Here is a 15,460-nt window from a genome sequence, read left to right as displayed (position 1 = left end):
CTCGACCTGAACGCAGAGGCCCCGGGTCAAGCCCGGGGCGGCGCGGCGCTTTTGCTAGAAGTCGGTCGGTGCGCCGCCTTCGGCCACGCGGCGGGCAACGAAAGCGGCAAGTTCTTCGCGAACCGCCTCATCCATCGGCGGCGGCTGGAATTCGGCCAGAATTTTCTTCCAGATCCCGTTGGCGCGCTGGGCGGCATCCTTGCTGCCATCGGCCTCCCAGGCCTCGAAGTTGCGCCAATCCGACAGGAACGGCGCATAAAACGCGCTTTCATAGCGTTCCTGCGTATGGGCTGCGCCAAAGAAATGCCCGTTCGAGCCGACCTCGGTCATCGCGTCAAAGGCCAGGCCGCTGGCAGAGGTATCGGTGATGATCGGCTGCATATAGCGTTGAATCTGCTGCAAAACTTCACAATCCATCACGAATTTCTCGTAAGATGCGATCAGCCCGCCTTCCAGCCAGCCCGCCGCGTGATAGACGATGTTCACCCCGCTTTGCACGGCCGACCAGAGCGAATTCATGCTTTCCCACATGGCTTGCGCATCGGGCGCGTTGGAGGCACAGGCGTTGGAGGCGCGCAGCGGAATGCCGTAAAACCGCGCCATCTGCCCGGTCATCTGCGTGGCGCGCATATATTCCGGCGTGCCAAAGGCCGGCGCGCCGGTGCGCATGTCGACATTCGATGTGAACGTGCCCAGCACCACTGGCGTGCCGGGGTTGATGATTTGCAGCAAAACAATCGCCGCCAGCCCCTCGGCCACCGATTGCGCCACGGCCCCGGCCATCGTGACCGGCGCCATCGCCCCTGCCAGCGTGAAGGGTGTCACGATAACCGGCTGGCCACGGCGGGCAAAGCGCATGGCGCCATCGAGCATCGGCCAGTCATGTTTCAGGGGTGAAGACGAGTTGATATTGGTGTAAAGCCTTGGCTTGGCGAAGAATTCTTCGGCGGGCAGGCCCGAGGCAATCCGCGCCATTTCCAGCACATCTTCCACCCGCTCCGTGCCAAGCGAATAGGCATGGACGACCTTGTCGGTCAGTGTCAGCTTTTCATACAGGCAATGCAAATGCCGCACCGAGGCGTGGATATCCACCGGCTCGACCGGATAGCCGCCCGCCACGTGGATGCAGTTGAAATATTGCGTGAGCTTCATGAAATCGCGGAAGGTTTCAAAGTCTCCAACCCGGCGGCCACGGTCCAGATCCATCGCATTGGGGGGCGAGGAGACGTTGACGAAAACCATATTCTTGCCGCCAAGCGTGATCGCATGGTCGGGGTTGCGCGGGGTTATGGTGAACTCGGCGGGCGCATGGGCCAGATGCGCCATGACAAAATCGCGCCCTATGCGCACATTGTCGCCGTTTACCGTGCAGCCCGCCTTGCGCAGGATCTCGCGCGCCGTATCGTTCAGGAATTCGATGCCAAGCTCTTCCAGAATGCGCATGGCACAGTCATGGATGGCGGCAACGCCGCCCTCATCCAGCGGCTCGGTCGGGCGGTCGATGTTTATGGGGGGCGCCCAGGGCATTTGCGCAATCGTGCGCGGGCTGTCGCGCCGCGCATTGCCCGCACGCCCGCCGTGCCGCCGTATCAGTCTGTCGCCCATGCTCAACCCTCGTTCAACCTTTGCCCCATGTGAAGGGTGGGGGGCGACAGGCGCTAAAGCAAAGGCGACATTTCAGGTCGTTTTAGACAGGTATTCGGGGATTTCACCGATATTCCCAAGCACGATATCGGCGTGGGTTACAAGATCGGCGCGCGTGGCCGGGCCGGTCAGCACAGCAATGCAATGCATTCCCGCTGCACGGCCTGCCGCCATGTCATGCGTGCTGTCGCCCACCATCGCCAGGTGGTGCGGGGCAATGCCCATCTTTTGCGCCACGCCCAGCAGCATTCCGGGGGCGGGCTTGGCGCCAAAGCCGCTGTCATAACCGGCGATATAGGCAAACTGGTCGTGAATTCCGGCGGTTTTTAGCTGCGCATGGGCCGGGGCCTCGGCATCATTCGTGGCCACGGCCAGCACCAGGCCAGAGGCGCGCAAGCCAGACAGAAACGGTGCAAGCGGCAGGGCGGGCACCTGTGCAGGCTCGGCCTTCATCGCGGCAATATGCGCCAGCATGGATTGCGGCGTTTCATGCGGCATCAGATCGGCGATATGGGCGACCATGTCATCCGACGTGCCGGCAATGAAGATGGAGCCGGGGTAAAAGCGGCTGCTGGCCAGGTCGAATTCCATGCGCGCCGCAAGCGCATCGCGGCGCGCGGTATCGCCGCCGCTGAGCCGGTCCAGCAGGCGCGCGAACCATGCGCCCCAGCTTTGCTGAAAGTCAAACAAAGTGCCGTCTTTATCAAATATCAGCCCGTGAATTGCCATAAACCCCCCGTGTTTGGCCCCTGATGGCAGAAAGCGGCCGCGTGGTAAAGCGCGGGCGATTCTATTGCGGTGAATTTCGGATTTTTGCGCCAAACACGTGGCGGCCCCACCGCTTGCGGCCAAATGTATAAGCTGCCGCCGCGCCCTAGGTCCAATGCACGGGCGCGCCGCCAGGCAGGGCGTTGCGGGCGGCAACCACGTTTTCAGGGGCGATGTTTTGCGCTGTGGCAAAGGCCAGAACATAGGCATCGGCGCTGAGAATATAGTCGAACACCGACACCATGAAGGCCGGGTCGTGCGCCAGGCCGCGAATATCGGCGGGGTCCAACCCGGACGCGCCCAGAAAGCCGCCCATAACCTCGTCATCGGCGGCCATCCAGCCAAGGGCCAAAAGGGCCAGATTTTGTGCCTGTTCGCTGTTCATATGATCGCCGGTAAATGTTTCGTTAACACCTTTGGGCCAAGGTGGGCTATTAGCAAGTATTTTAGTGCATTCAATTTCGTTTCGGGGGTCACAATGTCAGGGCGTATACTGGTGGTCGATGATGTGGCGACCAATCGCGTGATTCTCAAGGCCAAACTGGCAACCGCGTATTTTGATGTGATTCAGGCCGCAAATGGCCAGGAGGCGCTGGATCTGGCGCGCTCGGCCCATCCCGACATCATTCTGCTCGATATCATCATGCCCGACATGGACGGGTATCAGGTGTGCAAAACCCTGAAAAGCAACCCGGAAACCGCGCATATCCCGGTGGTGATGGTCACCGCGATGGGCGCGCCGGATGAGCGGATTCGCGGGCTTAATGCCGGGGCGGATGACTTCTTGACCAAACCAATCAACGATGTGGCGCTGTTTGCGCGCGTGCGCAACCTTGTGCGCGTGAAGATCATGTTCGACGAACTTCGCTTGCGCGATTCGACGACGCGCGAGCTTGGGCTTAGCGAATTCGTCGATGCGTGGAGCCATGAAAGCGATCTTGCAGGCTCGGTTCTGCTGACAGCCAGTTCGGCGGATGAGGCGGCCTGCTGGGGCCATTGTCTGAAGGAAAAGCTCGACCTTCAGGTGTTTGAAACCGGCTCGGAGCGCGAGGCCTTTGCGCTTGCAACGCTGGAATCGCCCGATGCCTATATCGTTCATCAGCATCTGCAAAAGGGGGGGGACGGTCTGCGCCTTGTCTCGGCCTTGCGCGCGCGGCACGAAACCCGGCAATCGGCCATCATATTCGTGGTGGGCGACGGGCTGATGGAAACCGCCGAACGCGCGCTCGACCTTGGCGCGTCGGACTATATCATGCCACCCTATGACAAGAACGAGCTGACCGCGCGGCTGCGCAGCCAGTTGCGGCGCAAACATTATTCCGACCGGCTGCGCAGCAATGTGCGCGACGGGTTGCGCATGGCCGTGACCGACCCGCTGACCGGGCTGTTCAACCGCCGCTATTGCACGCAGCATATGGGCCGGATTGTCGACCGCGCGCAGGCAAGCGGCGGGCCTTTTACGGTGATGATGCTGGACCTGGACCGGTTCAAACAGGTGAATGACAGCCACGGCCATGAAGCGGGCGATGCGGTGCTGGTCGAATTCGCGCGCCGCTTGCAGGAAAATGTGCGCGGTGTTGACCTTGTGGCGCGATTGGGGGGCGAAGAATTTCTTGTTGCCATGCCCGATGCCGATAATGCCGCCGCCCAGGCCGTTGCCGAACGCATTCGCGCGGCCGTCGAAACCCGCCCGTTCAAGCTGGACAATGGCGCCCAGCTCGCCATAACCGTAAGCATTGGCGTGGCCGTGGCCGGCATCGGCGAAACCGATGCGCAGGCCGTCATCGGCCGGGCCGATCTGGCGCTTTATAAATCAAAGGCCGCCGGGCGCAACGTTGTCTCGTTCTACGCCTCGGCGGCCTAGGGTTTCAGGCGCGTTTGCCAGCCGCGAACACACCCTCGGCCTTGGCTTTCGCCATGCCTTCATCAAGCGATTTCACGGCCAGTCCCAGGAAATGGTCGATCTCGGCGCGGTTTAGCACCAGCGGAGGCGAGATGATCATCTTGTCGCCCACATGGCGCATGACCAGACCATTGGCAAAGCAACGCTCGCGCACCATGTAACCTACCGTGCCTTCATCGGCGGCAAAGGGCGCGCGGGCTGCTTTGTCGGGGGTCAGTTCGATTGCACCCATGAAGCCGACGATCCGCGCCTCGCCCACCATCGGATGGTCGGCCAGTTCCGCCCAGCGCTGCGCCATATAGGGCATCGTATCGGCCGCGGCGGTTTCCACGATCTTTTCTTCCTGCATGATGCGGATGTTTTCCAGCGCCACAGCCGCGGCAACCGGATGGCCGTTATAGGTATAGCCATGCGCAAACTCGCCGCCCACCTCGTCCAGCACCTTGCACATGCGTTCGGACACCATCGAACCACCAATCGGCGCATAGCCCGAGGACAGGCCCTTGGCGATTGTCATGATATCGGGCTGGATGCCGAAGGTTTCGCAGCCAAACCACTTGCCGGTGCGGCCAAAGGCGGTGATAACCTCATCGGCGATGAGCAGCACATCATGTTCGCGGCAAATGCGCTGGATTTCGGGCCAATAGGTGCTTGGCGGAATGATCACACCGCCGGCGCCCTGCACGGGTTCACCAATGAAGGCGGCAACCTTGTCGGCGCCAAGCCGTTCGATCTCGGCCTCCAGGGCACGCGCGCGCAGCAGGCCGAATTCCTCGGGCGACATATCGCCACCCTCGCCATACCAATAGGGCTGGTCGATATGGCTGATGCCGGGAATGGGCAGGCCGCCCTGGGCGTGAATCCCCTTCATGCCACCAAGCGAGCCACCACCCATTGTCGAGCCATGATAGCCGTTCCAGCGCCCGATGATGTGGCTCTTTTCAGGCTTGCCCTGGCTGGCCCAGTAGTGGCGCACCAGGCGGATATTGGTATCATTCGCCTCCGAGCCCGAGCCGGCATAGAACACGCGGTTCAGATCATGCGGCATGATCTCGGCCAGTTTGGCGGCCAGTTGCAGCGCGGGCGGGTGGCTGGTTTGAAAGAAGGTGTTGTAAAATGGCAGTTCCAGGCTTTGGCGATAGGCGACTTCGGCCATTTCCTTGCGGCCATAGCCAAGGTTCACACACCACAAACCGGCCATACCATCCAGAATTCTTGCGCCTTCGGAATCATGAATATAAACACCCTTGCCCGAAGTGATGATGCGCGCGCCCTTGGCATTCAGCGCGCCGGTATCTGTGAAGGGGTGCAAATTGTGGGCGGCATCCAGCGCCTGCATTTCGGCGGTCGACGGGTAGTTGCTACGATGATCCATGATAACCTGCATTCAATTGGAGATGCTGCAAGCTAGTGTGGATTGACGGGGGTTTGCAAGGGGCCGCAGCACGACAGGCGGCCTGCTGGCAGGGTGATGGTACCGACGCCCCGGCTCGAACGGGGGACCCCTAGATCCACAATCTAGTGCTCTAACCTACTGAGCTACGTCGGCACTCCGGGGGTGCATTACCGCGCAGCATAACTGATTGCAAGAGCGGTTGCACGCCCACTTGCAGTTTTTGCCCCCAGGCGTTAGCCGTGGCGCAAACAAAGAGGGTGATCATGGGTATCAACAAAGAGAGCGACATTTCCGCCAGCCTGCAGATCGGGCCGACCGATCAGGGCATGGTGCGGATTTACGTCGAAACCGACACGCAGGAACTGCCGTTCGACTTTGAGCCGGACGAGGCCGACGAGATTGCCGAAGAGCTGATGGCCGCCGCCCGCACCGCCCGCGCACAGGCCAAAAAGCGCTAAAAGCGCGCCGCCGCTCGCGGGTCGCTCAGGCCAAGCAGGCGTTCGGCGGCATTGCGCGCGAATTTCTGGGTGAGCATCTTGCGCCGTGCTGGCGGAAGCGGGGTTGCAGTGCCGTGGCGCAGCACCGCGCCATCCCAGGCATCGGCCAGTATCAGCCCGGTATCCTTTGGCAGCAGATCGGTCGGGAAATCCTGGTCGACCGCCCAGAAGAACTGGTCGCAAAACGGCAGATAGCCCTGCCATTTGCTATCGGCCATGAAATCGGCGCGGCTCGATTTGCATTCGATCACCCAAAGCTCGCCCCTGGGGCCAAGCGCCATGACATCCACACGCAGCCCGCGCGCGGGCACAAACTCGGTCAGGCCGATGAAATCGTAGCTGCGCAAATGCCGGCAGACGCCGCGCGCCAGAAGCTGGCCGGGGCTTGGCGGGGGCAGGTGCGGGGCTAAATCGTCCATGACATACATGAACATTTGGTGAACATCACGTCAAGAGCCCGTATTCGGCAAGTGCGGCGCGGTAGCGTTGTGCAAGGGCTTTTTGTGAATAGTGGCTTTGCATCAGCCTTTGCCCCTCGGCTGCGCGCATCTGCCCGATGGTCGGCTCGGCGCGATGTGCAGCCAGTGTTTGCGCCAGCGCATCGCCATCAATCTCGGCCCATTGCGCGGCCTGAAGCGGATAGATCGTGTCGCCCGGCTGGATGTCGCGCGGGGTCCAGGCCACCGGAAAGCCGGTTTGCGGCGTAATAAAATCGCGCGTGCCGGAATAATCGGTCGCAATCACGGCGCGCCCCAGTGCCAGCGCATAGGCGGGCAAATAGCCAAACCCCTCGGCCCGGTGGGGTGAAAGCAGCACATCGGCGCTGGCGATCAGGCCAAGAAGCGCGTCAAAGGGCAGGTATTCGGTGTTGATGATGATGCGCGCATCGGCGTCGGCGGCGGCCTGAATTGCCGCCATCTGCCCCTCCGGATCCCCCCAGTGATGGGCGGGCAGGGGGGTGGATTTGATGATCAGCCGCGCATCGGCATCGCCCTCAAATGCCGCCTGAAAGGCACGCAGCGCGGCCAGCGGGTTTTTGCGCACAACCGAGGAATGCGCGTCAAACGCAGTCAGCACAAGGTGGTGATGGTCGGCCAGACCAAAGCGCGCGCGCGGCAGTGGCGACACGCGCGGCAGCGCAATGGCCTTGCCCACGGTGGCCACCTTGCGTTGAAAGGCGCGCGCGTAAATATCGGCGACAAAGCGGCTGGGCGCCCAAAGTGCATCCAGGCATTCGGCGGCAAGATAGTGGTTGAAGGGAATTTGCTCTGCCTCCCACAACATAAAGCCGATGTTGAAATGCGCACCCGTGCCGTGGCGCAGAATTTGCACCGGAAGCGCGTCGGCATTGACATGGTGCAGCGCCACGGGCCGGTTCACGGCAATGCCCCCAAGTGCCGCGCGCGACATTTGTGCGTTCTGCCCGATACCCGTGCCCTCTTGCTCGGGCCCGGTCAGCAGAATTTCGGCGGCAAGCGGCGGGGCGGGTCGCGTGGCGAATACCGAAAGTGCAGGCGCCTGGCTGACAACATGCGCCGTGAACCAGTCGGCAATTTCGGCGCTTTGCCAAAGGTTCTGGGCTTGTTTTGCATCGGCAACCGGCATTCGGGCCAGCACGGCGCACAGCAGTTGAAAGCGGTTCAGCACCCCGCCGGGCAGCGCAGTTTCAAAATAGCGCACCAGGTCAGGCGCCAAGGCGCGCAAATCGACCGTGAAGCGCGAGAGGAACAGCAAGGTTGCGAAATCTTGCGCCAGTTGCGCGGTTGGGCCCGGCCCCTGAAGCTGGCGCGCAATCACAGGCACATGCGCCTGAAGGCTGGCCACCAGCTTGCCCGTCTCTGGCCTCCCCGTCTTTGGCCCATCACTGCCGGACAGCGATGCCTGATAGGCATTGAGCAGTGCTGCGGGCAGGGGCAGGGCGGCTTGCGCAAGTTCCGGGCCATGCTGCACATACCAGGCAAGCAACTGCGCCCGCCCCCTTGGCTTGGCAGGGTTGAAGCGGTCTTGCAGCCGCTCGGTGCTGCGCAAATGCAGCGCCATTGCGCCAAGCGGACTGTCCTCGCTGTGCAAAACGGCGTTGAGCGCGGCTGGCGGTTGCGGCATCTGCCGGCCAAGCGGCGCCGATTGAAACGGCGCAGGCGCGTGGCGTGCGTAAAACTGCGCGGTATGCAGAAGGTCGCGCAGGGCCTGGCCCTGTGCTTCGGGCGCTTTCAGGATGGCGCGCTGCAACCATGCCGGGGAAAGCCGCAGCCCGCCGCCCGCCAGCCGCACCAGCGTATCTTCGGCATCGAGCGTTTCATCGCGCAGCTTGCCGGTGGTGCCAAAATAGCGCGCCGCCAGCGCATCGGGCCGCGTTGCGCGGGTGATGCGCAGCGCAAAGGGGCGCAGGGCCAGCAGGAAAAGCGCGGCCGCCCAGAACAGCCAGCGCGAGCCTGCATGTGAGCCGCCGCGCACCACAAGCACACGCCTGCCCGCCAGCCCCAGCCGCATGAACAGGCCAAGATGCCGCGCCGCCACGGCCAGCGTTTTCAGCCGACCCGAGGTTTGGATGCGCGCTAGGTCCAGCGCGGCGGGGGCCAGCACAACCAGCGCCCAGTCTTGTTGCAACACGCTGTCCGCCTCGCGCCGATAGCGGCGCTTGGGCATGAAGTGGATGTGCTGGGCGGCAAAACTGTTGCCCGGTGTGTCAAGCGTATGCACCTTTGCGCCAGCCCCATCAAAGGCATGGGCAAGGGCCGCGCCGCGTTCGGCCGCCTTGCCGTTGGCCGGCGGAAAGGGCGACAGCAACAGCACCTTGTTTTCAGTCTGACCGGCGCGTTCTGCCACCACATATCCTGCACAGTTCCAGCACTATGCTGCGTGTTGTGCGGCAAGCTGCGGTGCTGCGCAAGCCATTGGCGCAGATAACCGCCCAGTTGCGCGGCGTCATGGTAACAATTCTCTGTCGATCGCCCCTTCTCATTCGTCGCACAAGCGCCTAAATTGGTCGTCGGCGGGTGCTGTCTTTCGCGTGGGGGCAAGCATCCTAGTGGCCTTACTCATCTTTGAGGGAGCCGGCTCTGTCTTCGGCCCTGGCCTTAGTCATCTGGTGCCCACCTGGTTTACCAGGCTCTCAAGGATCTAACGCCGCCACGGTCTGGACGGGCCCGCCACAGGATTTATGCGATGGACGATGTGACACAGGCCAAGGCCGCCGCCCGCAAAGCCGGTTTTGCCGCCCGCGCCGCTGCGCAAAAAGCCGCCAGCCCCGCAGCCGCCCATGATCTTGCGCAGCATGTTCTGGCAGCCTTGGCCGGCTACGCGCCGTGCAGCATTTCCGCCTATCTGCCCATTCGCAGTGAGATCGACCCGCGCCCGGCAATGGATGCCCTGCACGCGCGCGGCCACAGGCTCTGCCTGCCGGTCATTCAGGGCGCGGGGCGGGCGCTGCGCTTTGCCGCGTGGCAGCCCGGTTGCGCGCTCAAGGATGGCCCGTTCGGGGCCGCCGTGCCCGCCAGCGGCGCCTGGCTTGCGCCCGATATTCTGCTGTGCCCGCTCGTCGCCTTTGATGCCGCATTTTACCGCCTTGGCTATGGGGGCGGCTTTTACGACCGGTCCTTGCAGGCATTGCGCGCCGCAAAGCCCGTGCTGGCCATCGGCCTTGCCTATGAGGGCCAGCGCGCTCTGGCCTTGCCGCATGATGCGCATGACCAGCCGCTCGACGCCGTGGCCACCGAAAGCGCGGTTTATTGGCGCCACCTTGCCAAACCCGCAGCGGCAGATTAAGCCACGCGCATGAAATTACTTTTCTTAGGCGATGTTATGGGCCGCGCGGGCCGCACGGCTGTGGCCGAACAGCTTGCAAGGCTGCGCGCCGATTGGGCGCTCGACTTCATCGTCGTGAACGGCGAAAACGCAACCGGCGGCATGGGCCTGTCGGCGGCACATGCCAAAGAGCTGCTCGATGCCGGGGCCGATTGCATTACCCTTGGGGACCATGCGTTCGACCAGCGCGACATGAACAGCGCGCTGGAAGCCGAACCGCGCATCATCCGCCCGCTGAACTATGCACGCAGCGCCCCCGGCGTTGGCGCGCGCCTGTTCACCACGCAAGGCGGCAAAAAGGTGTTTGTCGCCCAGGCGCTTGGCCAGGTGTTCATGAAACGCCCCTTTGCCGACCCGTTCTCGGCCCTTGATGCCGCGCTGAAAGCCGCCCCGCTTGGCCAGATCGCCGATGCGGTGATTGTCGATTTTCATGCCGAAGCCACGAGTGAGAAAATGGGCATGGCGCATTGGCTGGACGGGCGCGCCACAATGGTGTGCGGCACCCATACCCATGTGCCCACCGCCGATGCGCGCATCATGCCCAGGGGCACGGCCGCCATTTCCGATCTGGGCATGTGCGGCGACTATAATTCGGTGATAGGCATGGAGCCGCTGGAGCCGATGCGCCGCTTTGTCACCGGCATGGTGAACGGGCGCTTCACCCCGGCGGGCGGCGCGGTCACCCTGTCGGGCCTGTATGTTGAAACCGGCGAAGGCGGGATTGCGCGCCGCGTCGTGCCCGTGCGGCTTGGCGGGCTGCTACAGGAAAGCGCGCCCTAGCCTGCACCCTTGCGCCGCCACAAAACCTGCGCCACAGTCACCCCAGAGCAACACATAGGATATGATGCCCGATCTGACGACCTGGCCGCTTTTGGATGCTGCGATTACCCTTGCCGTTCTGGCGGGGATGTTTGTGATGTTCCTGCGCGAATCCTACCCGGCCGAAGTTGTTGCCCTGCTTGGCGCGGCCCTGCTGGTGGTAACCGGCGTTCTGAGCATGGAGTCGCTGCTGAGCGTGCTGTCCAACCCTGCGCCCTGGACGATTGCCGCCATGTTCGTGCTGTCTGGCGCGGTGGTGCGCACGGGGCTGCTGAACGGGCTTACGGCAAGCCTTGTTGCCGAAGCCGCCCGCCGCCCGCTGCGGGTTATTGCGATTCTGGGCGGGCTTACGCTGTTTGCCTCGGCCTTTATGAACAACACGCCGGTTGTGGTGCTGATGATCCCGATAACCGTGCGGCTGGCGCGTTCGATGGATGTTTCGGCCTCTAAACTGCTTATTCCGCTGTCATATGTCACCATACTGGGCGGAATGTGCACATTGATCGGCACCTCGACCAACCTGCTGGTCGACGGTGTGGCCCGTGCCCAGGGGCTGGCCCCGTTCACCCTGTTCGAACTCACCCCGATGGCGGCCATTCTGGCGGCCTTTGGCGTGGTCTATCTGCGCATTCTTGGCCCCAAACTGCTGCCCGAGCGGTTTTCGATGTCCGATGCCCTGATCGACCGCAAGCGCATGTCTTTTTTCACAGAGGTCGCCGTGCCGGAAGATTCGGCCCTGATCGGTGACAGCGTGCTGGAGATCGAGCTGTTCAAGCGTGACAAGATGCGGGTGATCGACGTGCTGCGCGGCGATGAATCGCTGCGCCGCGGTTTCCCCGATATTGCCTTGCAGGCGGGCGACCGAGTGGTGCTGAAAACCGATGTGGCCGAGCTGATGGGCCTCAAGGAAAGCCGCGAATTGCATATGGTCGATACGTTGTCGTCGCGCAAGACCGAAACGGTCGAGGCGCTGATCTCGCCCGGCTGCACGCTTGTGGGCCGCTCGCTGGGCAGTTTGCGGCTGCGGCGGCGCTATGGGGTCTATCCGCTGGCCGTGCATCGGCGCAGCCAGAACCTTGGCCGCCAGCTCGATGATGTGATCGTGCGCGTGGGCGATACCTTGCTGCTGGAAGGCGCGCCCGAAGACATCCAGCGCCTGGCCAATGATGTGGACCTTGTCGACCTCGCCAAGCCCGAGGCACGCTCGTATCGCCGCCGCCATGCCCCGCTGGTGCTGGGCATTCTGGTGGCGGTGGTTGTGGGTGCCGCGCTGGAAATTGCCCCGCTGCTGCCGCTGGCCTTCATTGGTGTGGCACTGGTCTTTGCCACCCGCGCGATTGATGCCGACGAAGCCTTCGGTGCGATTGACGGCCGGCTGCTGGCGCTGATCTTCGCCATGCTCGCCATTGGCGCGGCCTTGCAAGAGAGCGGCGCCATTCAGCTGATTGTCGACCCTCTTGCGCCCTGGATTGCGGGCCTGCACCCGTCACTGGTGATATGGAGCGTGTTCTTGCTGACCTCGGTGCTGACCGAGCTTGTCTCGAACAATGCCGTGGCCGTGGTCATGACCCCCATCGCCATTGCTCTGGCCCAGGCCATCGGGGTGGATCCGCGCCCGCTGGTGGTGGCGGTGATGATCGCTGCCTCGGCCAGTTTTGCAACGCCGATCGGCTATCAGACCAACACGCTGGTTTACGGGCCCGGCGGTTATAAATTCACCGACTTCATGCGCATCGGCATTCCGCTCAACCTGTCGCTTGGCGTGCTGACCAGCCTGCTTATCCCGCTTTTCTGGCCGCTTTAGCGCCCGAATTCGCTGTGCAGGGGGTTGCTGGCCCCCCGCCGGCGCGCCTATATATGCGCAAATATTTTCAGGCAGGACCGGAGGCAAAATGGCGGGCCATTCAAAATGGGCGAATATCCAGCACCGCAAGGGGCGGCAGGATAAACTGCGCTCGAAGCTGTTTTCCAAACTGGCAAAGGAAATTACCGTTGCCGCGAAAATGGGCGACCCGGACCCCGACAAAAACCCCCGCCTGCGCCTTGCCGTGAAAGAGGCCAAAAGCAATTCCGTGCCCAAGGATGTGATCGAACGCGCGATCAAGAAATCGCAAGGCGGCGATGCGGAATCTTATGACGAAATCCGCTACGAGGGCTACGGCCCCTCCGGCATTGCGATTATTGTCGAGGCGCTGACCGATAACCGCAACCGCACCGCATCCAGCGTGCGCTCGACCTTCAGCAAGCTAGGCGGCAATCTGGGTGAAACCGGCTCGGTATCCTTCATGTTCGACCGTATGGGGCAAGTGACCTATCTGGCCGAGGTGGGCGATGCCGACACGGTGCTGATGGCGGCCATCGAGGCCGGTGCCGCCGATGTGGAAAGCAGCGAGGACGATCATGTGATCTGGTGCGAGGCGAATGATCTGAACACCGTTTCCACCGCGCTTGAAGCCGCGCTTGGCGAAAGCGAATCCGCCAAGCTGGTCTGGAAGCCGCAAACCACCACCGAGGTTGACCTGGACGCCGCCCAAAAGCTGATGCGGCTGATCGAAACGCTGGAAGACGATGACGATGTGCAATCTGTCACCGCGAATTTCGAAATTTCCGACGAGGTTGCAGCGGCACTGGAAGAGGCGGGTTAAGCCCGCTGAGCTTTTCCAACAAAAAGGGCCGGAAAATTCCGGCCCTTTTGCTGTTCAGATTGCGGGGTTTAGCTATAAACCCAGCGCGATTCGACACAGACATTCACCCGCGCGCTTAGCTCCTGGCCGCTTGAGAAGCGTGCCTTGAAGTCAAACCAGCAGGCGCCGGTGCCATCATCAAAATTGATGGTGATATAGCGACCGGCCGGCAAGACGGACGAGCCAAGCTGGTCGGCATAGGTGGATTGTGAGGTGTTTGAGGCATAAAAATGCGTCATCGTCATATTGGTATTGTTGACAATATCCATAACCCGGTTGGCCGAAACGGCTGTGTAGCTGGTCGTTTCATCGGCACAGGCGGAAAGGGTTACAGCGGCCAGTGCGGCCAAGGCGAACTTATACATCGTTAATCTCCAAAAATGCTAAAGATCACAAAATATTGAACGAAAAATCGACTCCGTCCAGATGATTCTTGACGAAAAAGTCAGAAAAATCCCGTGTTTTTATGGGCCTGGTTTCATAATTTGGCCATATTTTCTTGAATGCGCCGCGCTAGTTGATCTGGTAGGGCAGCGTGTCATGCACATCATGATCGACCCCAAGCTGGGCTTGCAGCGGTGGCACGGCGCGCTGATGGCAGGTTTTGCGCGGGCATATGCGGCAAGACACGCCGATCGGTTCAAACGCGGTGCTGTTGCTCAGGTCAAGATCGTCGGCATAAACGATCTGCCCGGCGAAATCGACCTCGCAGCCAAGCCCGATGGCGTAGCGGCGCATCGGCGCACGAAAACTGCCGCCCGATTTGGAGACATCGCGCGCCAGGCAGAAATAGCGCAGCCCGTCGGGCGTTTCGGCAAGCTGGCGCAAAAACTGCGCGGGCGTTTCAAAGGCCCGATGAACGTTCCACAGCGGGCAGGCACCGCCAAAGCGCGCAAATTGCAACCGCGCCGCCGAATGGCGCTTGGTGATCGTGCCCGCCTGGTCGACCCGCACAAAGTAAAACGGCACGCCCTTGGCGCCGGGGCGTTGCAGGGTTGAAAGCCGGTGCGCGACCTGTTCAAGCGAAACGCCAAAGCTTTCGGCCAGCAGTTCCAGATCATGGCGCAGCGTTTGGGCGGCATCCAGAAAACGGGTATAGGGCATAAGCGCCGCCCCCGCGAAATAATTCGCCAGCCCGATTTTGGCGATGGCGCGCGCCTGATCCGAGCGAAAGCGCGCAAGGTCAAGCGTGGCTTCCAGCAGCGCGTTATGGTCGAGCAGGGCGATCTGGTGGCAGGTTTGAAAAGCCTGCGTGGCCGGGCTGGCGTGCGATGACAGGCTTAGCACAGCAGCGGCCTTGTCAAGCCGGCGCAGCGGAGATTTCGGGCTTTTATGCAGGGTAATTTTATGGTGGTCCTGCAGCCAGTCAGCCAGGCCGCGCGCAGTCTCGGCCCCACCAAGCCCCGCACGCCGCGCAAAGCCTTCGGCGGCACGGTCGACCGCGTCGATGTAATTGTCACAATAATGAAAGAAGTCGCGCACCTCTTCCCAGGGTTGCTGGCCGGCGGCGGCCTCATCACGGCCCATTGCCTCATCCAGCAGGGCCAGCCGGTCTTGCTGCTGACGATGCGCGCGGTGCAGGGCCAGAAAGGCGCGGGCAAGGCGCGGGGCATTGGTGGCGGCAAGCTGCAAATCGGCCAGCGGGGGCGGGTCGTCAAACAGCGGGTCGGCCAAAGCCTCGCGCATATCGGCAACCATGCGATCCCCTTCGCCCAGCGAAAGTTCGGTCACATCCAGCGCATATTCGCGCGCCAAAGCCAGCACAACGCCTGCCGAAATGGGGCGGTGGTTGTTTTCCATCTGGTTGAGATAGGGCAGCGACACCCCCAGGGCGCGCGCAAAATCCTTCTGCGTCAGCCCCAAACGGTGCCGCAATTCGCGCAGCTTTGCGCCTGCATAAAGCTTTTGACCCGCCATAATGCCTCTCGGATGTTTGCAATATTGC

General features: G+C 62.2%; 14 protein-coding genes and 1 tRNA gene. 6 read left to right on the top strand and 9 right to left on the bottom strand.

Annotation, left to right across the window (positions count from 1 at the left end):
* Positions 1-54: 54 nt before the first annotated feature.
* The 3 genes from LGT41_RS13795 to LGT41_RS13785 form a co-directional block, all read right to left on the bottom strand.
* On the bottom strand, positions 55-1,605 hold the full coding sequence (locus LGT41_RS13795) for a trimethylamine methyltransferase family protein (protein WP_274127487.1): 1,551 nt from the start codon (positions 1,603-1,605) through the stop codon (positions 55-57).
* A gap of 72 nt (positions 1,606-1,677) precedes the next feature.
* Positions 1,678-2,373, bottom strand: coding sequence for an HAD family hydrolase (locus tag LGT41_RS13790; RefSeq protein WP_274127486.1), 696 nt, complete (start codon positions 2,371-2,373; stop codon positions 1,678-1,680).
* A gap of 145 nt (positions 2,374-2,518) precedes the next feature.
* Positions 2,519-2,797, bottom strand: coding sequence for a DUF3572 domain-containing protein (locus LGT41_RS13785; protein WP_274127485.1), 279 nt, complete (start codon positions 2,795-2,797; stop codon positions 2,519-2,521).
* A 93-nt stretch (positions 2,798-2,890) separates the two neighbouring features.
* Between LGT41_RS13785 and LGT41_RS13780 the strand changes: the two genes are divergently transcribed.
* Positions 2,891-4,276: a PleD family two-component system response regulator gene (locus tag LGT41_RS13780; protein ID WP_274127484.1), complete on the top strand. Its 1,386-nt coding sequence runs from the start codon at positions 2,891-2,893 to the stop codon at positions 4,274-4,276.
* Between the two features lie 4 nt (positions 4,277-4,280).
* Here LGT41_RS13780 and LGT41_RS13775 read toward each other — a convergent pair whose 3' ends face one another.
* The gene (locus LGT41_RS13775) at positions 4,281-5,690 is read right to left on the bottom strand and encodes an aspartate aminotransferase family protein (protein ID WP_274127483.1); all 1,410 of its coding nucleotides are present in this window, start codon (positions 5,688-5,690) and stop codon (positions 4,281-4,283) included.
* Between the two features lie 97 nt (positions 5,691-5,787).
* Positions 5,788-5,864, bottom strand: a tRNA-His gene (locus tag LGT41_RS13770).
* 110 nt (positions 5,865-5,974) lie between these two features.
* On the opposite strand from LGT41_RS13770, the gene LGT41_RS13765 reads away from it, so the two are divergent.
* Positions 5,975-6,169 carry a DUF6324 family protein gene (locus LGT41_RS13765; RefSeq protein WP_274127482.1) on the top strand — a complete coding sequence of 65 codons (195 nt, stop codon included), beginning with the start codon at positions 5,975-5,977 and terminating at the stop codon, positions 6,167-6,169.
* On the opposite strand, the gene LGT41_RS13760 is transcribed toward LGT41_RS13765, so the two are convergent.
* Together LGT41_RS13760 and LGT41_RS13755 are read right to left on the bottom strand one after the other, a co-directional pair.
* The gene (locus LGT41_RS13760; RefSeq protein WP_274127481.1) at positions 6,166-6,627 is read right to left on the bottom strand and encodes an MmcB family DNA repair protein; all 462 of its coding nucleotides are present in this window, start codon (positions 6,625-6,627) and stop codon (positions 6,166-6,168) included. The genes LGT41_RS13765 and LGT41_RS13760 overlap by 4 nt on opposite strands.
* Before the next feature lie 25 nt (positions 6,628-6,652).
* The gene (locus tag LGT41_RS13755; protein WP_274127480.1) at positions 6,653-9,034 is read right to left on the bottom strand and encodes a glycosyltransferase; all 2,382 of its coding nucleotides are present in this window, start codon (positions 9,032-9,034) and stop codon (positions 6,653-6,655) included.
* 339 nt (positions 9,035-9,373) lie between these two features.
* On the opposite strand from LGT41_RS13755, the gene LGT41_RS13750 reads away from it, so the two are divergent.
* The 4 genes from LGT41_RS13750 to LGT41_RS13735 all read left to right on the top strand — a co-directional run bounded on the left by LGT41_RS13750 (position 9,374) and on the right by LGT41_RS13735 (position 13,476).
* Positions 9,374-9,973 (top strand): 5-formyltetrahydrofolate cyclo-ligase, encoded by a 600-nt coding sequence (locus LGT41_RS13750; protein WP_274127479.1) that lies wholly within the window; start codon positions 9,374-9,376, stop codon positions 9,971-9,973.
* A gap of 9 nt (positions 9,974-9,982) precedes the next feature.
* Entirely contained in the window at positions 9,983-10,792 is an 810-nt protein-coding gene (locus LGT41_RS13745) for a TIGR00282 family metallophosphoesterase (RefSeq protein WP_274127478.1), read from the top strand.
* A gap of 64 nt (positions 10,793-10,856) precedes the next feature.
* A complete protein-coding gene (locus LGT41_RS13740) occupies positions 10,857-12,635 on the top strand; it encodes an SLC13 family permease (protein ID WP_274129735.1) in 1,779 nt (592 codons plus the stop codon).
* Positions 12,636-12,723: 88 nt separating this feature from the next.
* On the top strand, positions 12,724-13,476 hold the full coding sequence (locus LGT41_RS13735) for a YebC/PmpR family DNA-binding transcriptional regulator (RefSeq protein WP_274127477.1): 753 nt from the start codon (positions 12,724-12,726) through the stop codon (positions 13,474-13,476).
* 68 nt (positions 13,477-13,544) lie between these two features.
* Here LGT41_RS13735 and LGT41_RS13730 read toward each other — a convergent pair whose 3' ends face one another.
* A complete protein-coding gene (locus LGT41_RS13730) occupies positions 13,545-13,880 on the bottom strand; it encodes a hypothetical protein (protein ID WP_274127476.1) in 336 nt (111 codons plus the stop codon).
* Positions 13,881-14,028: 148 nt separating this feature from the next.
* Positions 14,029-15,432 carry a helix-turn-helix domain-containing protein gene (locus tag LGT41_RS13725; protein WP_274127475.1) on the bottom strand — a complete coding sequence of 468 codons (1,404 nt, stop codon included), beginning with the start codon at positions 15,430-15,432 and terminating at the stop codon, positions 14,029-14,031.
* Between the last annotated feature and the right edge of the window lie 28 nt (positions 15,433-15,460).

The organism is Abyssibius alkaniclasticus, assembly GCF_020447305.1.
GTDB lineage: Bacteria > Pseudomonadota > Alphaproteobacteria > Rhodobacterales > Rhodobacteraceae > Abyssibius > Abyssibius alkaniclasticus.
This window is presented reverse-complemented; position numbering and strand designations above follow the sequence as displayed.